18 protein-coding genes are annotated in these 23,368 nt (G+C 72.5%); 5 read left to right on the forward strand and 13 right to left on the reverse strand.

Translation table 11 applies throughout. From position 1 onward, the window contains the following. Positions 1 to 38 precede the first annotated feature (38 nt). The 4 genes from pflB to nirB form a co-directional block, all read right to left on the reverse strand. A complete protein-coding gene (gene pflB / locus NLX94_RS28420; RefSeq protein WP_254385946.1) occupies positions 39 to 2,309 on the reverse strand; it encodes a formate C-acetyltransferase in 2,271 nt (756 codons plus the stop codon). 217 nt (positions 2,310 to 2,526) lie between these two features. Further along, on the reverse strand, positions 2,527 to 3,831 hold the full coding sequence (locus tag NLX94_RS28425) for an anaerobic C4-dicarboxylate transporter family protein (protein WP_254386088.1): 1,305 nt from the start codon (positions 3,829 to 3,831) through the stop codon (positions 2,527 to 2,529). 233 nt (positions 3,832 to 4,064) lie between these two features. Then, positions 4,065 to 5,486, reverse strand: coding sequence for a NarK family nitrate/nitrite MFS transporter (locus tag NLX94_RS28430; protein ID WP_254385947.1), 1,422 nt, complete (start codon positions 5,484 to 5,486; stop codon positions 4,065 to 4,067). Positions 5,487 to 5,685: 199 nt separating this feature from the next. Beyond that, on the reverse strand, positions 5,686 to 8,472 hold the full coding sequence (gene nirB, locus NLX94_RS28435; RefSeq protein ID WP_254385948.1) for a nitrite reductase large subunit NirB: 2,787 nt from the start codon (positions 8,470 to 8,472) through the stop codon (positions 5,686 to 5,688). 272 nt (positions 8,473 to 8,744) lie between these two features. Between nirB and NLX94_RS28440 the strand changes: the two genes are divergently transcribed. From NLX94_RS28440 to NLX94_RS28450, 3 genes are all read left to right on the forward strand, one after another. Then, entirely contained in the window at positions 8,745 to 9,467 is a 723-nt protein-coding gene (locus NLX94_RS28440) for a sirohydrochlorin chelatase (protein WP_254385949.1), read from the forward strand. 28 nt (positions 9,468 to 9,495) lie between these two features. After that, the gene (locus tag NLX94_RS28445; protein WP_254385950.1) at positions 9,496 to 10,662 is read left to right on the forward strand and encodes a low temperature requirement protein A; all 1,167 of its coding nucleotides are present in this window, start codon (positions 9,496 to 9,498) and stop codon (positions 10,660 to 10,662) included. Positions 10,663 to 10,834: 172 nt separating this feature from the next. Further along, the gene (locus NLX94_RS28450; protein ID WP_254385951.1) at positions 10,835 to 12,175 is read left to right on the forward strand and encodes a cytochrome P450; all 1,341 of its coding nucleotides are present in this window, start codon (positions 10,835 to 10,837) and stop codon (positions 12,173 to 12,175) included. Here NLX94_RS28450 and NLX94_RS28455 read toward each other — a convergent pair. After that, complete coding sequence (locus NLX94_RS28455) at positions 12,172 to 12,666, reverse strand: DUF5949 family protein (protein ID WP_254385952.1); 495 nt, start codon at positions 12,664 to 12,666, stop codon at positions 12,172 to 12,174. The genes NLX94_RS28450 and NLX94_RS28455 overlap by 4 nt on opposite strands. Positions 12,667 to 12,723: 57 nt before the next feature. Then, positions 12,724 to 13,329 (reverse strand): DUF4352 domain-containing protein, encoded by a 606-nt coding sequence (locus NLX94_RS28460; protein WP_254385953.1) that lies wholly within the window; start codon positions 13,327 to 13,329, stop codon positions 12,724 to 12,726. A gap of 174 nt (positions 13,330 to 13,503) precedes the next feature. On the opposite strand from NLX94_RS28460, the gene NLX94_RS28465 reads away from it, so the two are divergent. Continuing rightward, the gene (locus tag NLX94_RS28465) at positions 13,504 to 13,965 is read left to right on the forward strand and encodes a DUF6299 family protein (protein ID WP_254385954.1); all 462 of its coding nucleotides are present in this window, start codon (positions 13,504 to 13,506) and stop codon (positions 13,963 to 13,965) included. A 64-nt stretch (positions 13,966 to 14,029) separates the two neighbouring features. Here the strand turns inward: NLX94_RS28465 and NLX94_RS28470 are convergent, their stop codons facing one another. From NLX94_RS28470 to NLX94_RS28490, 5 genes are all read right to left on the reverse strand, one after another. Beyond that, entirely contained in the window at positions 14,030 to 14,209 is a 180-nt protein-coding gene (locus NLX94_RS28470) for a hypothetical protein (protein WP_243335422.1), read from the reverse strand. A 97-nt stretch (positions 14,210 to 14,306) separates the two neighbouring features. Continuing rightward, a complete protein-coding gene (locus NLX94_RS28475; protein WP_254385955.1) occupies positions 14,307 to 16,460 on the reverse strand; it encodes a SpoIIE family protein phosphatase in 2,154 nt (717 codons plus the stop codon). Positions 16,461 to 16,465: 5 nt separating this feature from the next. Continuing rightward, positions 16,466 to 16,807: a hypothetical protein gene (locus tag NLX94_RS28480; RefSeq protein ID WP_254385956.1), complete on the reverse strand. Its 342-nt coding sequence runs from the start codon at positions 16,805 to 16,807 to the stop codon at positions 16,466 to 16,468. A 31-nt stretch (positions 16,808 to 16,838) separates the two neighbouring features. After that, positions 16,839 to 18,104 (reverse strand): NAD(P)-binding domain-containing protein, encoded by a 1,266-nt coding sequence (locus NLX94_RS28485; protein WP_254386089.1) that lies wholly within the window; start codon positions 18,102 to 18,104, stop codon positions 16,839 to 16,841. 155 nt (positions 18,105 to 18,259) lie between these two features. Then, entirely contained in the window at positions 18,260 to 19,522 is a 1,263-nt protein-coding gene (locus NLX94_RS28490) for an ATP-grasp domain-containing protein (RefSeq protein WP_308402562.1), read from the reverse strand. 294 nt (positions 19,523 to 19,816) lie between these two features. On the opposite strand from NLX94_RS28490, the gene NLX94_RS39450 reads away from it, so the two are divergent. Further along, positions 19,817 to 21,481 (forward strand): glycosyl hydrolase, encoded by a 1,665-nt coding sequence (locus NLX94_RS39450; protein ID WP_308402564.1) that lies wholly within the window; start codon positions 19,817 to 19,819, stop codon positions 21,479 to 21,481. Positions 21,482 to 21,495: 14 nt separating this feature from the next. Here NLX94_RS39450 and NLX94_RS28500 read toward each other — a convergent pair whose 3' ends face one another. Continuing rightward, positions 21,496 to 22,638 carry a GNAT family N-acetyltransferase gene (locus NLX94_RS28500; RefSeq protein ID WP_254385958.1) on the reverse strand — a complete coding sequence of 381 codons (1,143 nt, stop codon included), beginning with the start codon at positions 22,636 to 22,638 and terminating at the stop codon, positions 21,496 to 21,498. Continuing rightward, entirely contained in the window at positions 22,635 to 23,348 is a 714-nt protein-coding gene (locus NLX94_RS28505; protein ID WP_254385959.1) for a lipopolysaccharide biosynthesis protein, read from the reverse strand. Before NLX94_RS28505 ends, NLX94_RS28500 begins: the two co-directional genes overlap by 4 nt. Between the last annotated feature and the right edge of the window lie 20 nt (positions 23,349 to 23,368).

Raw genomic sequence — 23,368 nt, forward strand, 5'->3', positions numbered from 1 at the left:
GCCCCGGGCCGCGCGTGCTCTTGGGTCTCCCTGAGGGATCAGAGAGAGCCGTGGAAGGTGCGGTTCAGCACGTCGAGCTGCTGAGCGCGCGTGAGGCGGACGAAGTTCACCGCGTACCCGCTGACGCGGATGGTCAGCTGCGGGTAGTTCTCCGGGTGCTCCATGGCGTCCATGAGCGTGTCGCGGTTGAGCACGTTCACGTTCATGTGGAAGCCGTCGACCGCCATGTAGCCGTCGAGGACGCCCGCCAGGTTCTTGATCCGCTCCTCGGGGGTGCGGCCCAGGCCGTCGGGGGTGACGGTGTTGGTCAGCGAGATGCCGTCCTCGGCGTCCTCATAGGGGAGCTTCGCGACCGACAGCGCCGAGGTGACGTAGCCGTGGGTGTCGCGGCCGTTCATCGGGTTGGCGCCCGGGGAGAACGGCTCGCCGGCGCGGCGTCCGTCCGGCGTGTTGCCGGTCTTCTTGCCGTAGACCACGTTCGAGGTGATGGTCAGCACCGACTGGGTGTGCTCGGCGTCACGGTACGTCGGGTGCTTGCGCACCTTCTTCATGAACTCCTCGACCAGCCAGACGGCGATCGAGTCGACGCGGTCGTCGTTGTTGCCGTAGGCCGGGTAGTCGCCCTCGATGGTGTAGTCGGTGGCGAGGCCGGTCTCGTCGCGCACGGCGGTGACCTTGGCGTACTTGATGGCGGCCAGCGAGTCGGCGGCGACCGAGAGGCCGGCGATGCCGCAGGCCATGGTGCGGCGCACGTCGCGGTCGTGGAGCGCCATCTCGATGCGCTCGTAGGCGTACCTGTCGTGCATGTAGTGGATGACGTTCAGGGCGTGGACGTAGGTGTCGGCGAGCCACTCCATCTGCTCGTCGAACTTGACCATGACCTGGTCGTAGTCCAGCACCTCGGAGGTCAGGGCGCCGGTGGACGGGCCGACCTGGGCTCCGGACTTCTCGTCGCGGCCGCCGTTGATCGCGTAGAGCAGGGTCTTGGCGAGGTTCACGCGGGCGCCGAAGAACTGCATCTGCTTGCCGACCGGCATGGCAGATACGCAGCAGGCGATGGCCGTGTCGTCGCCGAAGCGCGGGCGCATCAGCTCGTCGGACTCGTACTGCACCGAGGAGGTGTCGATCGAGACCCTGGCGCAGAACTCCTTGAAGCCCTGCGGCAGCTGGGGCGACCAGAAGACGGTCATGTTCGGCTCGGGGGCCGGGCCCAGGTTGTAGAGGGTGTGGAGGTAGCGGAACGAGGTCTTGGTGACCAGCGGACGGCCGTCCTCGCCCATGCCGGCGATCGACTCGGTGACCCAGGTGGGGTCGCCGGAGAAGAGCTCGTCGTACTCCGGGGTGCGCAGGAAGCGGACGATGCGGAGCTTGATGATGAAGTCGTCGACCAGCTCCTGGGCCTGCTCCTCGGTGAGGATGCCGGCCTCGATGTCGCGCTGGAGGTAGACGTCGATGAAGGTGGAGGTGCGGCCGAGCGACATGGCCGCGCCGTTCTGCTCCTTCACGGCGGCCAGGTACGCGAAGTACAGCCACTGGATGGCCTCGCGGCCGGTGGTGGCCGGGCCGGAGATGTCGTACCCGTAGGAGGCGGCCATCGCCTTGAGCTCGGCGAGGGCGCGGATCTGCTCGGAGAGCTCCTCGCGCAGGCGGATCGTCTCCTCCAGCGAGCGGTTGCCCGCGGGGAGGGAGTTGATCTCCTCCTTCTCCTCCTTCTTGACGGCGATGAGGCGGTCGACACCGTAGAGCGACACGCGGCGGTAGTCGCCGATGATGCGGCCGCGGCCGTACGCGTCCGGCAGGCCGGTCACGATGCCGGCCTTGCGGGCGGCGCGGATGTCGGGGGTGTACGCGTCGAAGACACCGGCGTTGTGGGTCTTGCGGTACTCCGTGAAGACCTTCTCCAGGTCGTCGGAGACCGGGTAGCCGTAGGTCTCCAGGGCGCCGGCGACCATGCGCCAGCCGCCGTAGGGCATGATCGCGCGCTTGAGCGGGGCGTCCGTCTGGAGGCCGACGATCAGGTCCTTGTCGCGGTCGATGTAACCGGGCGCGTGCGCGGTGATCGACGACGGGATGTCGTACGCGACGTCGTAGACGCCCTTCTCGCGCTCCTCCGGGAACTTGTCCGTGATCGACTTCCACACGGCGGTGGTGCGCTCGGTGGGGCCGGCCAGGAAGGTGTCGTCACCCTCGTACGGCGTGTAGTTCTGCTGGATGAAGTCCCGGACGTCGATGGCGTCGCGCCACAGACCGCCCTTGAAGCCGTTCCAGGCCTCGCCGTTCTTCGTGGTTTCCGCAGGGGTGGCAGTCATCGCCCGCACCTTCCGAGTCGCCTCATTGCTTGTATCCATTGCACGCCTTTTGATCGATCATTTGGCGCCGCGTTGGTCCTGAGCTGGGGCCCGAAAGTCCCCTCATCCCCGACCCCAAGGGTCTCCCATCAGGGCTGACCTGGCACTTTGAGCAGGTCAAAAGTCCCTAGTGCGCTTGTGAAAACTTTCACAAGATTCCGGCGGCCGGGCGGGCCGGTCAGACAATCTGAACCAGAGCGAAGCCTGTGGATACCGCGACGCACGTCGTGATCAGGCCGGGCAGCATGAAGGAGTGGTTGACGACGAAGCGGCCGACCCGGGTGGTGCCGGTCCTGTCGAAGTTGATCGCCGCGATGAAGGTGCCGTAGGTGGGGAGGAGGAAGTAGCCGTTCACGGCGGGCCACATCGCGATGAGGAGGGGGGCCGGGATACCGAGGGCGAGCCCGAGGGGCATCAGCGCCTTGGTGGTCGTGGCCTGGCTGAACAGCAGCGCGGAGAGGAGCAGCAGCATGATCGCGAAGAACCAGGGGTGGTCCTGTGCGACCCCGCCCAGCGCGCCGGTGATCCGGGACTCGTTGGCGCCGATGAAGGACAGCCCCAGCCACGACAGGCCGAAGACCCCGATGACGGCGACGAGCCCCGACTTCGCCACGTCCGTACCGGGTATCCGCTTGGCATCGACCTTGCACAGCAGCAGGATCAGCGCGGCCACGGCCATCATCAGGATCTCGATGGTGGCGGGCATCGAGAGCGGCCCCTTGGCCGTCCCGGGGCGGAGCCCCGGGAAGAGACCGCTGAGGACGACTGCGACCGTCCCGCCGAGGAAGAGGTACGCGGACCAGCGCGCCCGCGGCCGCAGCGCCGGGGCGGCTTCGGCCGGAGCCGGGGCCTCGATCTCCCCGGCGGCCAGCCGACGCAGGTACTCGGCGTCCTGGCCGAGCTCCTTGCCCACCCGGGCCTGCACGGTGGCCGCGACGAGCACGCCCAGCAGCGTGGACGGCACGGCGACGGCCATGATCCGCGGGAGGTTCCAGCCGTCCCCGTCGAACATCACGATCATGGCGGCCATGGCGGCGGAGACGGGGGACGCGGTGATACCGAAGGTGGCCGCGATGGAGGAGACCGCGATGGGCCGCTCCGGCCGGACGCCGCCCTCTCGGGCCACGTCGTGGATCACGGGGAGCAGGGGATAGAAGACGTGGGCGGTGCCGGCGCCCAGGGTGAAGGCCCATGACACGAGGGGAGCCACGTAGACCACGCGGCTGGGGTTGCGGCGGATCGCCCGCTCGGCGAGTCCGACGAGGTAGTCGATGCCGCCGGCCGCCTCCATCGCCGCGGCGGCCATGATCACCGCGAGGATGATCAGCATGACGTCGACGATCCCGGAGGTATCGGCGGGGGCGACCCCGAAGAACGTCGCGAGCACGAACACCCCGACGGCCCCCCAGAGCCCCATGGCCACCCCGCCCTTACGGGACCCGAGGGCGATGGCCGCCACCATGACGGCGAGTTGCAGAAACATGCCGAACACGGGCGTGACCTTTCGATGAATCCAGCCCCTCCGGCGTTTGAGGAGCGGGGGTCCGGGGGCTGGCCCCCGGCGACGGCGCCGCGGTCGAGCACGGGCGCAGCCAAATCCAGCCCCTCCGGCGTTTGAGGAGCGGGGTCTGGGGCGGAGCCCCAGGAAGCCCGGGCGCAGCCGGGCGCCGCTCGCGCAGCGACCCCGCACCCGGGCTGACCAGCCGGAGCAACCGGTTAGCTGGGCGCCTCCGCGCCGGGGCGGGCGTAGAACCACCAGGCCACGACGACGCAGCTGGCGTAGAAGCCGACGAAGCCCCACATCGCGCTGGTCACGGCGAAGTTGGCGAACATCGCCGGGATGAAGAAGAAGCCGTAGGCGGCGATGGCCGCGGTGAATCCGGTCACCGCGCCCGACTCGATCTCGGCCTGCTTCAGACCCTTCGCGTACTCCGGGGTGCCCTCCTTCAGACCGGCCAGGTGCTGGCCGCGGAAGATCACCGGGATCTGGCGGAAGGTGGAGCCGTTGCCGATGCCCGAGAAGAAGAACGCCGCCAGGAAGCAGAAGAAGAAACCGTAGAAGGAGCCGGAGTCGGAACCCGCCGGCAGGAAGGTGATCACGCCGATGATCGACGCGCCCATGCCCACGAAGGACAGGATCGTCACCCGCGCGCCGCCGAGCTTGTCGGCGATCCAGCCGCCGGCCCAGCGGGCCAGCGCGCCGAGCGCCGGGCCCATCCAGGCGTAGGTGGCCACGGAGTACGCCGGGAAGGTGGTCTTGATCAGCAGCGGAAGCGCCGCCGCGAAGCCGATGAAGGAGCCGAAGGTGCCGACGTAGAGCCAGGTCATCAGCCAGTTGTGCTTGCGCTTGAAGATGATCTTCTGCTGGCTGAAGGGGGTGGAGGCCACCTTCAGGTCGTTCTGGCCGAACCAGGCGACGGCCGCCAGGACGATCAGGACCGGCACCCAGACGAACGCGGCGTTCTGGAGGTAGATCTCCGAGCCGTCCGCCTTCTTCTGGCCCGAGCCGATCGCCAGGACCGAGGTGGTGATGAGGATCGGGGTGAGCAGCTGGACCACGGAGACGCCCAGGTTGCCCAGGCCGCCGTTGATGCCGGTCGCGTTGCCCTTCTCCTGCTTCGGGTAGAAGAAGCCGATGTTGGCCAGGGAGGAGGAGAAGTTGGCGCCGCCGATGCCGCAGAGCGCGGCGATGGCGACCAGGGTGGTGTAGGAGGTGGTGGGGTCCTGCACCGCGAAGCCCAGCCACAGCAGCGGCACGATCAGCACGACGGTGGAGATCGCCGTGAAGCGCCGCTGGCCGATCATCGGGCCGATGAAGGTGTAGAAGATGCGGGCGGTGCCGCCCGTGATGCCGGGAACGGCGGTCAGCCAGAACAGCTGGGACTGGGAGAACCCGAAGCCGACGTCCTTGAGGTTGGTCGCCGTGATGCTCCAGACCTGCCAGACCACGAAGGCCACCAGCAGGGCCGGCACCGCGATCCAGAGGTTGCGGGTGGCCACCTTCTTGCCGGTGGTCTGCCAGAAGGACGGATCCTCCGGCGTCCACTCCGTGATCGTGCGACCGGGGCGGTACTGCGCCGGATCGGGCGCCTGCACTCTGGCGGTCGCCGCGCGCGCGTCCTGCTTGGCGGAACTCATGACATGTCCTGAAGGTTTGGAGGGGCCTGAGGGTTTGAAGGGGTCTGAACGTTCGGAGGGGTTGAGAAAAATGAAGCTGAAAGCCCTGACCTTCTTAGGGTCCGCCTACAGGTGGGCTTCCCGTCAGGGGAGAACGTCGTGTGGGCGACAGGACAAGGTCCCATCGCCCACAGTGCGTTGGTACGGCGCCCGCAGAGCCCTACGGCTTGAGCTCCACCAGCGGCAGGGACACCTCGGGGTCGTCCAGGCAGACGCCGGTCCGCAGGTCGAAGACCTGCTTGTGCATCGGCGAGGCCACGACGGGCACCCCGTCGCGCGAGCCCATGATGCCGTTGGCGATGACGTCGGCCCCCGAGAAGGGGTCCCGGTTGCCGACCGCGTAGACCTCGCCCGCGCGGTCCTTGAACACCGCGGCCTCGGTGCCGTCCGGCAGCACCGCGGTCCGCCCGCGGCCCGGCTCCAGCGCCTGCACGGCGTCCTGGGGGTCCGCGGCCGCCCCGAAGTCCACGGTCCCGAAGCGCTCCAGCGCCGCCGGGTCCTCCAGGACCGCGGACCACTCGTCCTCGTACGCCGACACGTGGCGCTCCATCTGCGCCTCCAGCTCCGCGCAGATGCCGAGCGAGTCCTCGATCAGGACCTCCTTCAGGTGGTCCATGCCCGCGCCGCTGCCGCCGAGCCGCTCCAGCCAGGCCGCCGTCCGCTCCAGGCGCTCGCCCGTGCGGATGTAGTACATGAGGAACCGGTCGATCAGCGCGAAGAGTTCGGCGGTGTTCAGGTCCGAGGCCAGCAGGTCGGCGTGGCGCGGGGTCGCGCCGCCGTTGCCGCTGACGTACAGGTTCCAGCCGTTGGCGGTGGCGATGACGCCGATGTCCTTGCCCCGCGCCTCCGCGCACTCGCGCAGGCAGCCCGAGACGCCGCCCTTGAACTTGTGCGGGGTGCGCAGACCCCGGTAGCGCAGCTCCAGGTCGATGGCGAGCTGGATGGAGTCGCCCTGCCCGAAGCGGCAGAAGCGGGCGCCTACGCACGACTTCACCGCGCGCAGGGACTTCCCGTACGCCTGCCCGGACTCGAATCCGGCGCCGCCCAGGCGCCGCCAGATGTCGGGCAGCTGTTCCTTGCGGACGCCGAAGAGGCCGATGCGCTGGGCTCCGGTGATCTTCGTGTAGAGGCCGTAGTCCCTGGCCACCTCGCCCAGCGCGATGACCTGCTCGGCCGAGATCTCGCCGCCGGCGACGCGCGGGATGACCGAGTAGGTGCCGTCCTTCTGGAGGTTGGCCAGGAAGAGGTCGTTGGAGTCCTGCAGGGCGGCCTGCTCGCCCGCCAGGATGTGGCCGATACCGAGATCGGGGGCGAGGGTGCCGAGGACGTTCGCGACGACCGGCTTGCAGACGGCGCAGCCCTCGCCGCCCTCGCCGTAGGACTCCAGCAGCTCGCTGAAGCTGCGGATCCGCTCGGTGCGGATCTTCTCGTAGATCTCCGCCCGGGTCAGGGTGAAGTGCTCGCACAGTCCGCGCGGCTTCTCGATGCCCGCCGCGGCCAGCTCGGCGTCCAGGACCGCCTGCAGGGTGCCGATGCAGCCGCCGCAGCCGGTTCCCGCCTTGGTGCACTTCTTGATGCCGCCGATGTCGGTGAGGGATTCCGCGACCACCGCCTCGCGCACCCGGCCCTTGGTGATGTTGTGGCAGCTGCACACCACCGCGTCATCGGGCAGCGCGTCCGCGCCGGGCAGCGCCGCGCCCTCGGTCGACGGCAGGATGAAGGCCTCCGGCGGGGCCGGGAGCTGCCGGCCGGCGTGCGGCTTCAGCGAACCGTAGGCCTCCGCGTCGCCGACCAGGATCCCGCCGAGCAGGGCGCCGTCGGGGCCCAGCAGCAGCTTCTTGTAGACGCCCTCGCGGGCGTCGGAGAAGACCACGGAGACGGCCCCGTCACGGCCCTCGGGGGCGAAGGGGTCGCCGAAGGAGGCCACGTCGGCGCCCATCAGCTTGAGCTTGGTGGAGGTGTCGGCCCCGGTGAAGGTCAGCTCGCCGGCGCCCGCCAGGGCCTCCGCGACGGTCTCGGCCATCTGGTAGCCGGGCGCGACCAGGCCGTACACCTTGCCGTCCACGGTCTGGGCGCACTCGCCGATCGCATAGACGTACGGGTCGCTGGTGCGGCAGTGCCCGTCCACGACGACCCCGCCGCGGTCGCCCACGGCCAGGCCGCATTCGCGGGCGAGGCGGTCGCGGGGCCGCACACCGGCCGAGAAGACCACGACGTCGGAGCTGATCTCCTCGCCGCTGGTCAGCCGGAGCGCCTGCGCCCGCCCGTCGGGGTGGATCTGCACGCCGGCCGCGCCGACGCCCGTGTGCACGGCGACGCCCATGGACTCGATGGTGGCCCGCAGGGCGGCCGCGCCGCCGTCGTCCACCTGCAGCGGCATCAGCCGGGGCGCGAACTCCACGACGTGCGTGGCCAGTCCGAGCGTGCGCAGCGCGCCCGCCGCCTCCAGGCCGAGGAGGCCGCCGCCGATGACGACACCGGTACGGACCTCGGGGCCCGCGGCGTAGGCGGTCAGCGCCTCGACGTCCTCGAGCGTGCGGTAGGTGAAGCAGCCCTCCGCGTCGGCGCCGTCGATCGGCGGGACGAAGGGGTAGGAGCCGGTCGCCAGCACCAGCGCGTCGTAGCCGAACACCTCGCCGGAGCGGGCGGTGACCTTGCGGGCCGCGGTGTCGATGAGTTCCGCCGGGTCGCCGAGGCGCAGGTCGATGCCGTACTTCTCCAGGAAGCCGGGCTCGACCAGGGAGAGCTCCTCGCCGGTGGAGCCGGTGAAGGCCGCCGAGAGGTGCACGCGGTCGTAGGCCGGGCGCTCCTCCTCCGCGAGGACGGTGACCTGCCAGCCACCGCGCTCGGGGCGGACCGGGTCGGCGAGCGCGTCACGCTCGGCGAGCGCCTCCAGCAGGCGGTGCCCCACCATGCCGTGCCCGATGACAACCAGCGTCTGCCCCATGGATCTCACTCCGTGTGTCCCTGTGCCGCACGGTCCCGGGGCGGCCAGGGCGGCCGGGCCAAGACGTCATGCGCGCATACGTTCCGACTCTTCGACGGTAGGTCCGCGGCGCGGACCCGCACGCCCGAAAAGGACCCCTGGGGACGGGGAAACGACCCGTTCCGCACAGGACCTCCGGCCCGTCGCGCGGGCCCTTGGCCAGGCTCCCCCGAGCCCGCCCCGCGCCTAGCGTGGGAGGGGGACCCCCGGCCCGGATCAGGGAGGCAGACCACATGCTCGTCATCGCCGTCCACGGCAGCGCGGCCCCCGAGGCCGCCGCGACCATCGACCGGCTGGTCGACGCCGTCGAGGCCATCAGCGGGGTGCGCGCGCTGGTCGGCCACCTCGACGTGCAGCGTCCCTCGCTCGCCGAGGTCGTACGGGTGCACCCGCGCGCGGTGGTGGTCCCCCTGCTGCTCGGCGACGGTTTCCACCGCCGCGTCGACATACCCGCCGTCCTGGAGGGCACCGGCTGCGTGCTCACCGAGGGCCTCAGCGGCGAGCGCGACGTCGCCCGCGCCCTGCACGGCCGGCTGCGCGAGGCAGAGCGCCGCCGCGGCCCGTACACCCGGGCCGACGCGGTGGTGGTGGCCGGCGCCGGCTCCTCCCGCCCCGGCGGCAACGCCGGCACGGAGGCCTGCGCGGCCCAGCTGGCCGCCCTGCTGGAGTACGACGACGGGGCCGCCCCGGTCCCCGCCGTCCCGGCCTACCTCACCTCCGCCGGGCCGACCGTCCCCGAGGCGCTGGCCGCCTTCCATACCGCCGGGTACCGCCGGGTCGCGGTGGCGACGCACCTGCTGGCCCCGGGCCGCTTCACGCGCGCGCTGAACGCCTCGGCCGCCTGGACGGTCTCGGAGCCGCTGGCCGACCACCCGCGGCTGGCCCGGCTCGTCCTCGGCCGGTACGAGTCCGCCCGGGGCACACGGGCGCTGAGGGCCGCGCGCCTCGCCTGCTGAGCCGCGCAAGGCTGCTGTCCTGGGCGGTATGCCTCTGGCTTACGTACCCATGACCGCCCGCAGCCGGGACGAGGGCCACCGCGCCGCGACCCCGCTGGAGCTCTTCTTCGACCTGTGCTTCGTCGTCGCCATCGCGCAGGCGGGCGCCCAGCTCGTGCACGCGCTGGCGGAGGGCCATCCCGGCACCGGCGTGATCAGCTATTCCTTCGTCTTCTTCGGCGTGTGGTGGGCGTGGATGAACTTCACGTGGTTCGCCTCCGCCTACGACTGCGACGACGTGCCGTACCGGATCGCGACGCTCGTCCAGATCTGCGGCGTGCTCGTCTACGCGGCGGGCGTGAGCCGGGCGTTCGACCAGAACGACTGGACGGTGGCCGTCATCGGCTACCTGATCATGCGCGTCGCGCTCACCGCCCAGTGGCTGCGCGCCGCCTCCGGCGAGAGCGGCGGGGCCCGCACGGCGGCCCTGAAGTACGCGGCCGGGCTGGTCGTCTGCCAGGCCGGCTGGGTGGCGCTGCTGTTCGCCCCGGACGGGTCCAAGCGCTGGCTGTTCCTGGTCCTGGTCGCCGCGGAACTGCTGGTCCCGGTGTGGGCCGAGCGCGACCATCAGACTCCGTGGCACGCCCACCACATCGTGGAGCGCTACGGCCTCTTCACGATCATCGTGCTCGGCGAGACGATCGCGGCGAGCACGGTGGCGGTGAAATCGGCGCTCGACGAGCACGAGGCGCTGGGCGAACTGCTGCCGATCGCGGCCGGCGGGCTGCTCATCGTCTTCGCCGCCTGGTGGATCTACTTCGCCGTGCCGATGCACGAGCACCTGACCTCCAACCGGGAGGCGATCCCGTGGGGGTACGGGCACCTGCTGATCTTCGCCTCGGGCGCGGCGATCGGCGCGGGCATCGAGGTGGCGGTCGAGCACGCGGTCGGCAAGGCGCACGTCTCGCAGCTCTCCGCGAACGCCGCCGTCACGGTCCCGACCGCGCTCTTCCTGCTGATGGTCTGGCTCCTCCACTCCCGCCACTTCAAGCGGGGCCCCGCCCAGCAGCTGACCCTGCCGGTCTCCGCCCTCGCGGTACTGGCCTGCACCTGGACGGGCCCGTACGCCGTCCTCTACGCGGGCCTGGTCACGGCGGCCACGGTGGCAGTCGGCCTGACCCTGTCCAACCACGCCCCGTCCAGCCCCGCCGGCTGAGGCCGCCCCCCAGCCCCGCAGGCAGCCTCCAGCCCCGCCGGCGTCCTCCAGCCTCGCCGGCATCCTCCAGCCCCGCCGGCGTTTGAGGCGCGGGGGTCCGGGGGCGGAGCCCCCCGGCAACGGCGCCGCGCCCGACCCGTCACCCCCGCGCCCCCGGCCCCGTTCTCAGGCCATGACACTCCCAGCACAACGCCCCGGCCAAGCCCCCGGCAGGGAATTGGCCGACCCCGCCTTCTGGCAGGCACCCCCCGCCCACCGCCTGGCCGCCTTCGCCCGCCTGCGGGCGCTGGACTCCCCCGTGTTCGTCCCCGAAGGGACCGGGCACTGGGCCCTCGTACGCCACGCCGACGTGCAGGAGGCGAGCCGGCTGCCCAAGGTGTTCGCCAGCGCCCCCGGGGTGACCACGCCCGAGCCGGCCCGCTGGGTGCGGGCGCTGTTCGGGGACTCGATGGTCAACCTGGACGGAGCCGAGCACGCGCAGCTGCGCAAGATCGTGCAGCGGGCCTTCACCCCCCGGCTGCTGGCGGCCGCGGAGGAGGACATCCACGCGGTGGCGGCGCGCATCGTGGACGAGGTACTGGACCGGCGGCCGGACGAGTTCGTCGAGGCGGTGGCCTCGAAGCTGCCCCTGGAGGTCATCTGCAACATGATGGGCATCCCGGAGCGGTACCGCGCCGAGATCGCCGACCGCGTCAACCACGCCTCCGAGAACATCGGCGTCGAACGGGGCCTTACGGCCCGGCTCCGGATGCCGGGACGCGGGCTGCGGGCCCTGGCCCGGATGCAGCGCATGGTGGCGGGGATCGGGCGGGAGCGGCGCGAGCACCCGACCGACGACCTGATCTCGGCCCTGGTCTGCGCGAACGTGGACGGCGAGGCCCTCGGCGCCCGCCAACTCGGGGCCTTCTTCTCCTTGTTGATGGTGGCCGGGGTGGAGACCACCCGCAACGCCATCACCCACGGCCTGACCCTGCTGACCGACCACCCGGACCAACGCGACCTGTTGACCGGGGACTTCGAGGCGTACGCGGACGGCGCGGTGGACGAGATGATCCGCCACTCCACGCCGATCATCCAGTTCCGCCGGACGGTCGTCGCCGAACACACCCTGCGCGGCCACACGTTCGCACCCGGCGACAAGGTGGTGCTGTACTACGCCTCCGCCAACCGCGACGAGGACGTCTTCCCCGACCCGGACGCCTTCGACATCACCCGCTCCCCCAACCCCCACCTGGGGTTCGGCGGCGGCGGCCCGCACTTCTGCCTGGGCGCGCACCTGGCCCGGGTGGAGATGAAGGCGCTCTTCCGCGAGCTGCTGACCCGCCCGGTGGGACTGCGCGCGGTCGGCCTGCCGGATCTGGCCGGCTCCAGCTTCGACAACCGGGTCCGCTCGCTGCGCTTCGCCTTCGACCAGCCTTGGGCCGCCCCCGTGGGCCCGGAATGCGGACCGGCCACCGAGCAGGCTGGGAGCCCGGCGGCCGGAGCAGGGCCCGCGGCCCGCGCGGATGCCTAGCGCTGCAGGCGCCGCACCGCGAGGACGGCGTGGGCGCTGTGGTTGAGCACCTCGGTGTCCCCCGCGAAGGCCTGCAGCGTCTCGGGCTCGACCGGCTGTCCGGGAACCGCCTCGGGCCAGGCGCGGGTGGCGAAGAGGAAGTACGCCTGCCCGCTGTCGGCCGCCGCCTTGACCCACTCCGGCGGGGCGGTGCACTTCGCGTTCATGCCCGGCAGGGTCAGCGCGATCTGGTTGCCCTCCAGGAGGATCTGCACCGGGAAGGAGGCCGGGTTGCGGACCCCGTCCATCACCACGTCGCCGATGGGCAGGCCGATCTCCTCCAGCAGCCCGCGGGCGGCCGCCTCGCTCGCCTCGGGGCCGTCGGGACCGTCCCCGAGGATGTAGGCGAGGAGATAGGGAATGTCGTGGGCCTCTTCGGGGTCGCCGATCCACGCGAGCACCGAAAGGGTGCCGAGCTTGGAACGGTCGAGTTCGGCCTGGGTAGAAGTCATGCGCCGCACCTTAGTGGTCGCCGGCCCGGCCCTTTGACGCCGTTTCACCCGGGCGGGCTAGACCGCCCAGAATCCACCTCCGGAATTCGCCAGCATGTTCGCGTCCTGGTACTGGAGCCGCACGATGCGCGCGTTTTCCGGAATTTCGAACACCACCCACCCTTCGGCCCGCTCACCGACAGCGAGCGAATCGAAGACAAGCGGTTTGCCGGTGGTGAGCTCCCCGGTGGGCACCACCGGATGGCGCTGCCCCGCGCCGTCGAGCGCCCACATGCGCCCGAGAGCCCCGTACGAGGCCCCGCCCACGTTGACGAAGGACATCGAGGCGGCCACCCAGCGCTTGCCCGCCGCCGGGGCGAAGTTCTTCTCGACGCTGACCGCCGGATCGACGTAGGCGCCCAGCACCACCTGGAGGTGACGGCCGACTTCCCGGCCCCTGACCCGTACGGAGTCACCCACATGGGCGTCCTTCGTGGCGGCCCGCGTCACCCCGTCCCGCTCCGCCGCGGGATCGTCGCCGACACCGGGCGCCCCGTCGTCGACCGGCAGCGCGGGGGCAGCGGCCGGGGCGAGCGCGGCCCCTTCGGGGGCGCCGGAGCAGGCCGTGGCGCCGAACAGCAGGAGCGGGAGGAGGGCGGCGGTGGCAAGAGCGGGCTGACGCATGCGGGATCCCTTCGGGGATCTTCGGGGATGTATTCCGGTCAGTCTCACGCGCCCGAGCGGGCAATTGCACACACCGACACGATCACGCGGAACACATCGGCCTCCATATGCCAGCACAATGCGTTCCGGCGGAATTCCGCACCCCTTTGAATCCCTCGTCCAACAGGAGGAACGATGGCCGCGACCGGCCCCCGCATGGCTTTGGCCGCACTCGCCGCACTGGGCGCCACGGCGGTATTCACCGCCCCGGCGAATGCCGCTCCCTTCGGCAGCGACGTTTACGGCAGTGACATTTACGTATCTTCGGAAGCGCACATCGCCCCCGACGGCACCATCCACCTTTTCGGTGAGTACCACTGCGCCGCCCCGTCACCCTCGGGAGCGGTTCAGATCAAGGCGACCATCGAGCAGGAGGACGTCCGCCTCAGCATCGGCGGCGGCGACGCCCAGTGCGACGGCGAGGTGCACGACTGGTCGGCGCACGGCACCCTCCGCCTCACCCCGACCGTGCACGCGGGCGAGGCGCTGGCCAGGGCCGAGCTCCAGCAGATCCGGTTCGGCGGCGGACTGCTGCCCCGGTCGATCGACACGGTCGCGCAGGACGCCCGCCCGGTCCGGGTGGTCGACCACCGGTAGCCGCCGCCCCGGTGCGCACGCGTACGCCCCTCCGGTAGCCGCCGCTACCGGGGCCGGGGCTCCGTCAACGGCACGCGGGCGCCTCGCCCGTCATCGACATGAAGGCCACCGTCTGACACCCCGGGTCCGTGTCCGGACGCCCGGTCGACCAGTCCACCGCCGTCGCCGCCCCGGCCGCGCACAGCAGCAGCGCCAGGACTCCCGTCACCGCGCGCTTGCTCAGCCGGCGCACGGCAGGTTCCACAGAAACCGTTCCATGGCGGCATCATCACCCCGCCCCCACCACCCCACAACTCGACGTGAGCGCGCCGTCACACCCCGCCCGCCCACGCCCCGCCCGCTCACGGCGCGCTCCGGGCCGCGCTGCCCGCCGCGGAGAACTCGCACCACACCGCCTTGCCGTCGCCCCGGGACTCCACCCCCCAGTGCGTGGCCAGCGCGTCCACCAGCAGCAGCCCGCGCCCCGTGGTCGCCGACTCCCCCGGCGTGCGCCGCCGCGGCCAGACGCTGGAGCGGTCCTTGACCCACAGCCGGATCCGCCGGACCGGCTCCGGCAGCACCTCCATCGTCAGCACCGCTCCGCCGTCGGTGTGCAGCAGGGCGTTGACCAGCAGCTCTCCCGCCGCCAGTTCCACGTCGTCGGCGAGCTCCGGCATGCCCCAGTCGCGCAGCGCCTGGCGCAGGGCGTAGCGGGCCTCCGAGAGCCCCTCCGGGTCCGCCTGGTGGACGTACTGGTGGATGCGCGGTGCCCGGTGCGTGCCCGGGTCCGGGGCGCGGCGCAGCACCAGCAGGGCCACGTCGTCGCCGGAGCCCCAGCGCTCCCACAGCCGGTCCGAGAGGTGGTCCGCGAGCGCGCCGGCCTCCTGCGGGCCGCTGCGGACCGCGTGGGCGAGGGCCTCCATGCCCTGGGTGATGGCGGTGCCGGGTTCCTCCACGAGCCCGTCGGTGCACAGCACGAGGGTCTCGCCGGGGACCAGGTCGAGCCGGGTCTCGGGGAACTCCTCCTGCTCGAAGACGGTGGCCAGCCCGAGCGGCAGGCCGCCGCGCACGTTGGGCCAGCCCGTTCGCCCGTCCGTGTGCCGGATCAGCGGTCCGAGGTGGCCCGCGCGGACCGCCCGTACGCCTCCGGTCTCCAGGTCCACCTGCGCGTACATGCAGGTGGCGAACCGCTCGGTGTCCAGCTCGGCCAGGAAGCGGGAGGCGCGCGCCAGCACGGTGGAGGGCGGATGGCCCTCACCGGCGTAGGCCCGCAGGGCGATGCGGAGCTGGCCCATGATGGCGGCGGCGTGCGTGTCGTGGCCCTGGACGTCGCCGACGACGATGCCGACGCGGTCGCGGGGCAGCGCGATCACGTCGTACCAGTCCCCGCCGACCTCGCGCCCGCTCCAGGCCGAGTGGTAGCGCACGGCGATCTCGCCGCCGGTGATCTCGGGGATCCGCCGCGGCAGCATGGCGGCCTGCAGCAGGGTGGCGAACTCGCGCTCCTGGTCGAAGAGGAGCGCCCGCTGGAGCGACTGGGCGACGATGCCCGCCAGGCCCAGGCAGAGGTTGCGCTCCTCGGGGCTGAAGTCGGTGCGGCGCCGGTAGAAGAGCACCAGCCCGCCGATGGCCTCGGCCTGCGCGATGAGCGGGAGGTAGGCGGCCGCGTCGTACTGGATGCGGTTCAGGTAGTCGGAGAGCAGCGGGAACTCCTGCGCCAGCTCCGTCAGCGAGGTGACGAAACGTGCCTTCCTGCTGAGCACCGCCTGCGACAGCGGCAGCGAGCCGTCCAGCCGGGTGAACTTGCGCTCGCTGAGGATCTCCAGGGACTCCCCGCTGAGCGCGATGATCTTGATGTGGCCGCCCTCGACCAGTCCCAGCGCCAGCCCCTCGGCGCCGAGCCGTTCCAGCGCCCCCGCTCCCGTCAGCGTGGCCGTCACGTCATCGACCGTCACCGCCCGCGACAGGGCCTCGGTGGTCCGCTGCACGATGGCCGCCTGCTGGGCGCGCGCCGACTCCAGCTTGCGCAGCACCGTGAGGTGGGCCAGCTCGGCCGTCGCGTCCCGGACGATGCCGACGATCCGCGCCGGGCGCCCCTCCGCGTCCCGCAGGACCCTGCCCTGGGTGTGCGTCCACTGGTCGCGGCCGTCGCGCCGCTGCACCGTGAAGTACTGGCCGTACGTCTCCTCCCCGCCGTCCAGGACGCCCTGGACGGTGTCCCGGAGCCGCGCGGCATCGTCGACCGGGATCCGCAGCCCCAGGCTCTCGGGGGTGCGGTCGAACTCCTCCCCCTCCAGGTCGAAGACCGCCATCCCGGCCTCGTCCATGTCGAGGGTCCCCGCGCCGAGGTCCCACTCGAAGCTGCCCATGCCGTTGAGCGCGAGCCGCTCGCCCGGTCCGACGAGGGGGCGGGGGCGCCCGGCATCCCCGGAGTTCCCGGCACTCCCGGAGTCCCCGGCGGTCCCGGGGCCCTCCGGCCTCTTGTCGCGTCGCTCCGCCGCTGCCACGAGACTCACACCACCTAACGGCCGGGCCAGCACGGCTGGGAAATGAGCCGCTCCCACTCCTCGTCAGGATGCCCCGGAAGGGTGCGTCCGGCCTCCTGCCAGCGCTTGACGAGGGAGAGGTAGATCATCGAGGGGTCGTACGCGGCCTGCGGATACTGGGCCGCCGGATACGGAGCATGCGGATACGGGTCCTGCGCGTACGGCGACTGTGCGTACGGCGACTGGACGGCGGGAGACTGCACGGCGGGCGACTGCGCGTACGGCTGCGGGGGCGCCGCCCTCCTCGTTCCGGGCTGCTCCGCACGGCTGGCCGGAATCCTCACCCAGCCCCGGCCCTGTGCGCGCTCATCGCTCATCGCGACACCTCTCACGTCGTGTGACTGGCTCTCACGCTCTGTGCCCGGCAGCGGGGGTCCGGTCGGTCCGGGGCGCACCGGTGGAACCCGTCAGCGGGCCCCGGGCTCCCAGACGCCTGCGGACTCCCGACACCAGTCTCCCCGCCGTGAAGCCGGCGCCGTGCACGAATCGCATGGAAGGGCCGAATGAGGGAGCGGTCAGCAGCCCTGCGAAGAACAGCCCCGGCCACGAGGACTCGAACCGCGGACTCAGCTCCGGCGTCCCGCTCCCCCCTACGGTGACCAGCGCGGCCCGCAGCCCCGCGTCGAGCAGCTCCAGCCGGTCCAGGGCCGGGGTGAAGCCGGTCGCCGCGATCACGTGCGCGGTGTCCAGGACCACGGACTCCCCGGCGGCGCCGGCCAGCCCGAGCCGGGTCCGCCCGCCCGCGGGGACGGCCCGCAGCAACCGGTGTCCGAGCAGCACCGGGACCCGCCGCTCGAACCGCTCGCGCAGCCACCAGGCCCCGGCCGGGCCCAGCGCGGTGGCCGCGATCCGCTCCCGGGTGGGCGCGGGCAGCCTGCGCACCGCCCAGGGCAGCTCCGACCAGGCCCAGCTGCGCCAGCCGGTGCCCAGCCCGCTGTGCGGGTCGCGCAGGGCGCGCAGCGCGGGCCGCCGCAGCGGCTGCGGGACGGCGTTCCAGTTGAGCCGGGAGCGCCGGGCCACGAGGCAGGGCCGGGCCCCGTTCTCCGCGAGCAGGGCCGCGGTCTCCAGGGCCGCCTGCCCGGCGCCGAGCACGGCGACCTCGCGGCCGGCGAAGCGGGTCAGGTCGCGGTGGCCGCTGCTGTGCGAGTAGTGCGCCGCGGGCAGCTCCCGCAGCGCCTCGGGGTACCGGACGAAGGGCATCACGCCCACGGCCAGCGCGACGGTCCGGGCGAGCAGCGGCGGCCCCTCGGCGGTGCGGATCAGGAACCCCCCGCCCTGCGGGGTGACTTCGGTGACGGTCGCCTCCTCCACCGGGGGTGCGGCGTGCCGGGCGAACCAGAGCCCGTACGCGCTGAACGTCCCGATGGGCAGCGGAGTTCCGTGCTCGACGGCGATCCCCTGCCCCGCGCAGTACTCGGCCAGCGTGTAACGCCCGCCCGGCGCCGAGAGGTTGGAGGACCACGGCTCCGACTTGAGGTACATGCCCTCGGGCATGTGGTCCCGCCAGGAGGCCATGGGCCGCCCGAGGATCCGCACCCCGAGCCCCGCACCGGCCGCGTGGGCCGCGATCGACAGCCCGTAGGGCCCCGCTCCGACCACCACGAGGTCGTCCATCCGTGTCACCGCAGTCCCTCCAGCCTCATGGTCAGCCCCCTGCCTCCTGCGCCCCGACCGCTCGCCGCCCCGGCGAGCGCCACCCGGGCGCCGGCCGCCCCGGCACCCAACGCCCAGCCGCCCAACGCCCGTACGTCCCTTATGCCCCTACGAGGTCACCGTGTCACCAGTTCGTCCGGTTCCGCCGGCGCCTCCGGCGGGGCGGACCGGGGGCCGGGCCCGCCGGAGCCGCCGGCCGCGTCGGGCGGGGTCAGCTCCCGGCCCCGCTGCCGCGGGGCCCGGACCACCGCCCGGGCCGTCCGGCGACCCTGCGCGGGGACTCCGCGCAGCACCCGCATGCCCTTGACCGCGCCCCGCCCCAGGAGGGCGGCGAGCATCGCCAGGAAGGGCATCGGGTCGTCGGCCGCGAACCACGCCGCCTCCACCTGCCCCCGCTCCCGGCCCCGGCGCGCGGGGGCCGCCCCGGCGGGCGGAGCGGGCGGGCGGCGCGGGAGGGAGCGGCCGCGCACCGCCGCGAGCAGGGCGTAGTTCTCCGCCACGAAGACCCGGCCCGGCCCGCCGGACGGCTCCGGAACCCGCTGGCCCGTCAGGTCCAGGTACATCGCCTGGACCACGTCCAGGCCGCCCGTGTCCGTGAAGAGCCGGAACTGCGCCCCCGGACGCGGGTTGAAGTCCACCAGGCGGAAGACGCCCCGCTCGTCCCGGCGGAAGTCCAGGTCCAGGATCCCCTGGTAGCCGAGCCGTTCGGCGAGCCGCAGCCCCGCCTCCTCCACCGCCGGATCCGGCAGCCACCGTCCGACCGCCGTCAGCCCCGTCCGCACCGGCCAGGACATCTCCTTGCGCCCCGACCCGGCGATCAGCGGACGGCCGCCCCGGGCGAACGCGCCGTGGAAGAACCAGTCGGTGTCCGGCCCGGCCGGCAGGAACCGCTGGAGCAGCAGCGGGCTGCCCGCCTCCGCCGAGCGCTCGTACAGCCGGCGCGCCTCGGCGGCCGTGCGGAGCAGGGTGGTGCTGCGCAGGCCCGTGCCCGGGGGCAGCAGCCACGGCCGGCTCCACTTGGCGATCACCGGGAGCCCCAGCCGCCACGCGGCCTCCGCCGCCTCGGCCCCGCCCTGCGGGATCACGGTCTCCGGGTGCGGTACGTCCCACCGGGCGCAGAGCCGCGACAGCTCGGCCTTGTCCGCCACCCGCGCGGGCAGGTCGTCGGGCTGATGGGGGATCCGGAAGCGGCTCCCCAGCATCGGCGCGACCCGTGACACCGCGATCGCGCTGAGGTCGTCCATGGCGATGAGCACCGCCGGGCGGCCGATCTGTTCGGAGACCCCGGTCAGGCACTCCAGCAACGCCTCGGGCGCCTCGGGGTCGAGCCCGCCGACGGGTCCGGGATGCACGGCGCGCAGGTAGCGCGAACGCCCCACGGGACCTCCCCCGGCCTCGACGACGGCATGGACCTCCACACCCGTGCGCCCGAGGGATCTGACGGCGCCGAGGGTTCCGTGGTGGAACGGATTCCGATCGAGTCTGAGCAGAACTGCGGGCACTTGGCTGGGATGCGCGTGCATGGGAACGGTGTCTTTCACCTAGTCGGACCAAGCGGGGAGGGTGCGCACGTGCGAATGGCCTAGGAAGAGGTCACCGGACAGGCCATTCGTCAGATGTGATGCCTAACGTCTTTGGTAAGCACACCGATTCAGGAAAGCTCGGGAGACGCCATGCCCAGACCACGCCGCCGACTGGCGAGCACCTGCATCGGAACGGTGACGGCCGGACTGCTCGCCACCGGGGCCGCCCTCGCGGCCCCCGAGGAGCAGAGCACGGGTTCCGACATCGCCATGGGTGCCTACCTCGACTACGGGCCGCCCGGAGTGGCCCGCATCCCGTTCCTGTCGAACTGGCTGGGCGGCAAGGAGATCCGGGTCGGGCACACGTATCTGCCCGGCGACCAGTGGGCCGGCATCGAGGGCAACGTCAGCTTCCTGGACGACTGGGCGCGGTGGCGGCTCCAGCGCGACGACCGGATGTTCGTCCTCAACGTGCCCATGCAGGAACGGAACGAGGAGCGGGTCCCCGACTACCAGGTGGCCCAGCTGATCCGGGCGGGCGCGGACGGCCAGTACGACCGGCACTTCAAGAAGCTCGCCGAGCGGCTGGTGGCGCTCGGCGTCCCGGACACGGTGATCGTGCTCGGCTGGGAGATGAACGGGCTCACCTACACCCACCGCTGCGGACCCGACCCGGTGAACTGGAAGGCGTACTGGAAGCGGATCGTCAACACGATGCGCTCCGTGCCCGGCCAGAAGTTCAAGTTCGATTTCACCCCGAACCGCGGCACGGACGCGATCGGCTGGACCAAGTGCTACCCGGGCGACGACGTGGTCGACATCGTCGGGATGGATTCGTACGACCAGGGTCCCGGCCGGAACTTCGACGAGCAGATCAGCCAGCCGTACGGGCTCCAGCAGCACGTGGACTTCGCGCGCGCACACGGCAAAGAGATCTCGTACCCGGAGTGGGGGCTGTTCCGCAACGGGGACAACCCGGAGTACATGCGGCGCATGCTGCAGTGGATCGAGAAGCAGAAGCCGCTCTACCACACCATCACCGACTACTGCCCGCACGGCGTCTGGCAGTGCAAGCAGAACCCGGCCTCGACGAAGGTCTTCCGCGAGGCACTCACCCCGCAGCGGCCGGACCCGGTGATCCCGACCCCGGTCGTCCCGACGCCCGTGGTGCCGACCCCGGTCGTCCCGACCCCCGTGGTGCCCACGCCGGTCGTCCCGACCCCGCAGATCCCCACGCCGGAGATCCCGACGCCGGTGGTCACCCCGCCGGTGGTCACCCCGCCGGTCGTGCTCCCCAGCCCGGAGGTCCCGAGCCCGGAGGTCCCGAGCCCGGTCGCACCCACCCCGGCCGAGCCCAGCCCGCTCCCCGTCGAGCCCAGCCCGGTCGCCCCGAGCCCCGTCGAGCCCAGCCCGGTCGAGCCGAGCCCGGTCCTGCCGACGCCCCCGCCCGTGGTTCCGAGCCCGGAGGTCCCGGTCGAGCCGAGCCCGGCCGTGCCCAGCCCCGCGGTCCCCAGCCCGGTCGAGCCCAGCCCGCTGGTCCCGGACCCCGAGGTCAGCCCGGTCGTCCCGGAGGTCCCGAGCCCGAGCCCCAGCCCGGTCGTGCCGAAGCCCGATCCCGTGGTGCCGTCCCCGTCCCCCTTCCCGTCCCCGTCGCCCAAGCCGCCGACCCCGCCCGTACCGCCCACGCCGCCCGTCAACAGCACGGAGTGGTGCGTGCCGATCAACTTCGGCGAGTGGCTCTCCAAGCTGGTCGGCAAGCAGTCGGTCTGCGTCAAGGTCGACTGGGGCCGCGACAGCGGCTTCTGGCCCTTCTAGAAGGGGCGTTCGGATCATCGGACCCGCAGTTCGTTGAGCCGCGCCCGCCAGTCCCTGGCGGCCGGCAACGCCTCCCGCAGTACGTCCACCGCCCGCTCGCGCCCCGTCACCTGCGACTCGTGCAGTCGCAGTAGGGGCGCGAGCGCCGCCGTGGCCAGCAGGAAGCGCTGGTTGACCACCGTCTGCGGCCGCCAGTGGTTCTTGTACGGCTCGTTGCCGCGCAGGAAGCTGACCACCGGCCGGCCTTCGGCCAGCGCGCGGGTGGCCTCGTAGCGCAGCAGCAGCGTGGCCACGTCCACCTTCCGGTCCCGCAGACCGGGATCGGCGCCGTAGAGGTAGCCGCCGCTGAGCGCGCCCGAGAGCAGGGTGAGGTTGGCGGCGACCACCTTTCCGTCGAGCCGGAACTCGGCCAGCCGCCCCTCCCCGGCGCGCACCATCCGCCGGGTGGCCCGGGTCAGGTGCTCGGCGAAGCGGGGCTTGAGGTGTTCGGGGGTCACCCCGCGGCCGCGCCACTGCTTCTCGTGCAGCCGCAGCAAGGTCCGTACGGCGCGCGGCACTTCCTGCTCGGTGACCTCGTGCTCCTCGATCCCCGCCGCGTCGGTCTTGCGGAGCTTGGCCCGCACCCGCTGGGCGCCGGAGGCCGGCATCCGCTTGACCAGCTCGTCGAAGGGCATGGCCGGCAGCTCCATGCAGGTGGAGTCGGTGAGCTTGCTGGCGACCCCGGGCCAGGCCGCGTACACGGCCTCGGCGGCGGCCCCGGGCCGCACCTCGCGCAGGTCGACGACCGCGCCCCGGGCGGCCCGGTGCAGACCGTTGGCCAGGGCCGGGACCACCTGGTCGGCGTGGTCCGCTGCCACGAGCACGTCGAAGTAGTCGGTGATGCCCCCGCCGAGCGGTACGAGCAGCGGCAGCGGCCGGTGTACGAGCATCAGCGCGGCCGCGCCGACCAGTTCCTCCCCGCGCCGCACGAGCACGACCCGGAGCCGGCCGTCCTTGCCGTAGGACAGCCACCAGGAGTGCAGCCAGGCGTGGCTCTGGAAGGGGGTGGCGGTGGGACAGCCGCGGACGAGCCGGTTCCACGGCTCCTCCAGCGCGGCGAACTGCCGGGGATCGCGGCACAGCGTCACCGACAGCGCCCCGGCGGAGCCGGACGTCATCGCACGGACTCCTTCTCCTTGGCGGCGGCCGGCTCACCCTGCGCGGGCAGCGAGGCGTACTCGGCGGCGCTCTCCCCAGCCGTCTCCACGGGGGCCTCCGGCCCGGTCTCGTCAGCACGCCGCCGGGAGGCGGTGGGCCGGGCCAGCAGCCACAGCCCGCCCAGCAGCCCGCCGGCGCACAGCCCGACCGCCCCGCTGAGGGCGGCGGAGGCCGAGGCGGGGTCGCTGGGCGCGACGGCCTGGTTGAAGAGGAGCAGCTGCACACCGGTGTTCTTGGCGGCCTGGTTGCTGCTCAGCGAGAGGGCGTCGGCCACGGCGTTGGCGATGTCGGCGGCCTCGCCGGCGTTCTTCGAGGTCCCGGTGATGGCGATCATCGGGGACTCGGGGGAGGTCTCGGCACGGACCTGGGTCCGCAGCTTCTGCACGCCGATGCCCGCGCGGGGCTGGGCGTACGCGAGGGTCGAACTGCTGGTGGCGATGCGGGCGTAGGCCTGGGCGAAGCCGAGGGCGGTGGCCGGCTCGGTGGTGTCGTCGGGGACCGCCACGACATAGCTGGTGGCGGCGTACTCGGGCGCCTTGAGCACCCCGTACGCCCCGCCCGCGGCGAGCCCCAGCAGCGCGGCGGCGGGCAGCGGCCACCACGCGGGCGGCGCCAGCAGCCGTACCCGGCGCCGGTGGGTGGACTTCTTCTGGTCGGCGGTGTCCGCCATGTGCGTACCTCTTTCCTGGT

This window comes from Streptomyces sp. TBY4 (assembly GCF_024213195.1).
Lineage (GTDB): Bacteria > Actinomycetota > Actinomycetes > Streptomycetales > Streptomycetaceae > Streptomyces.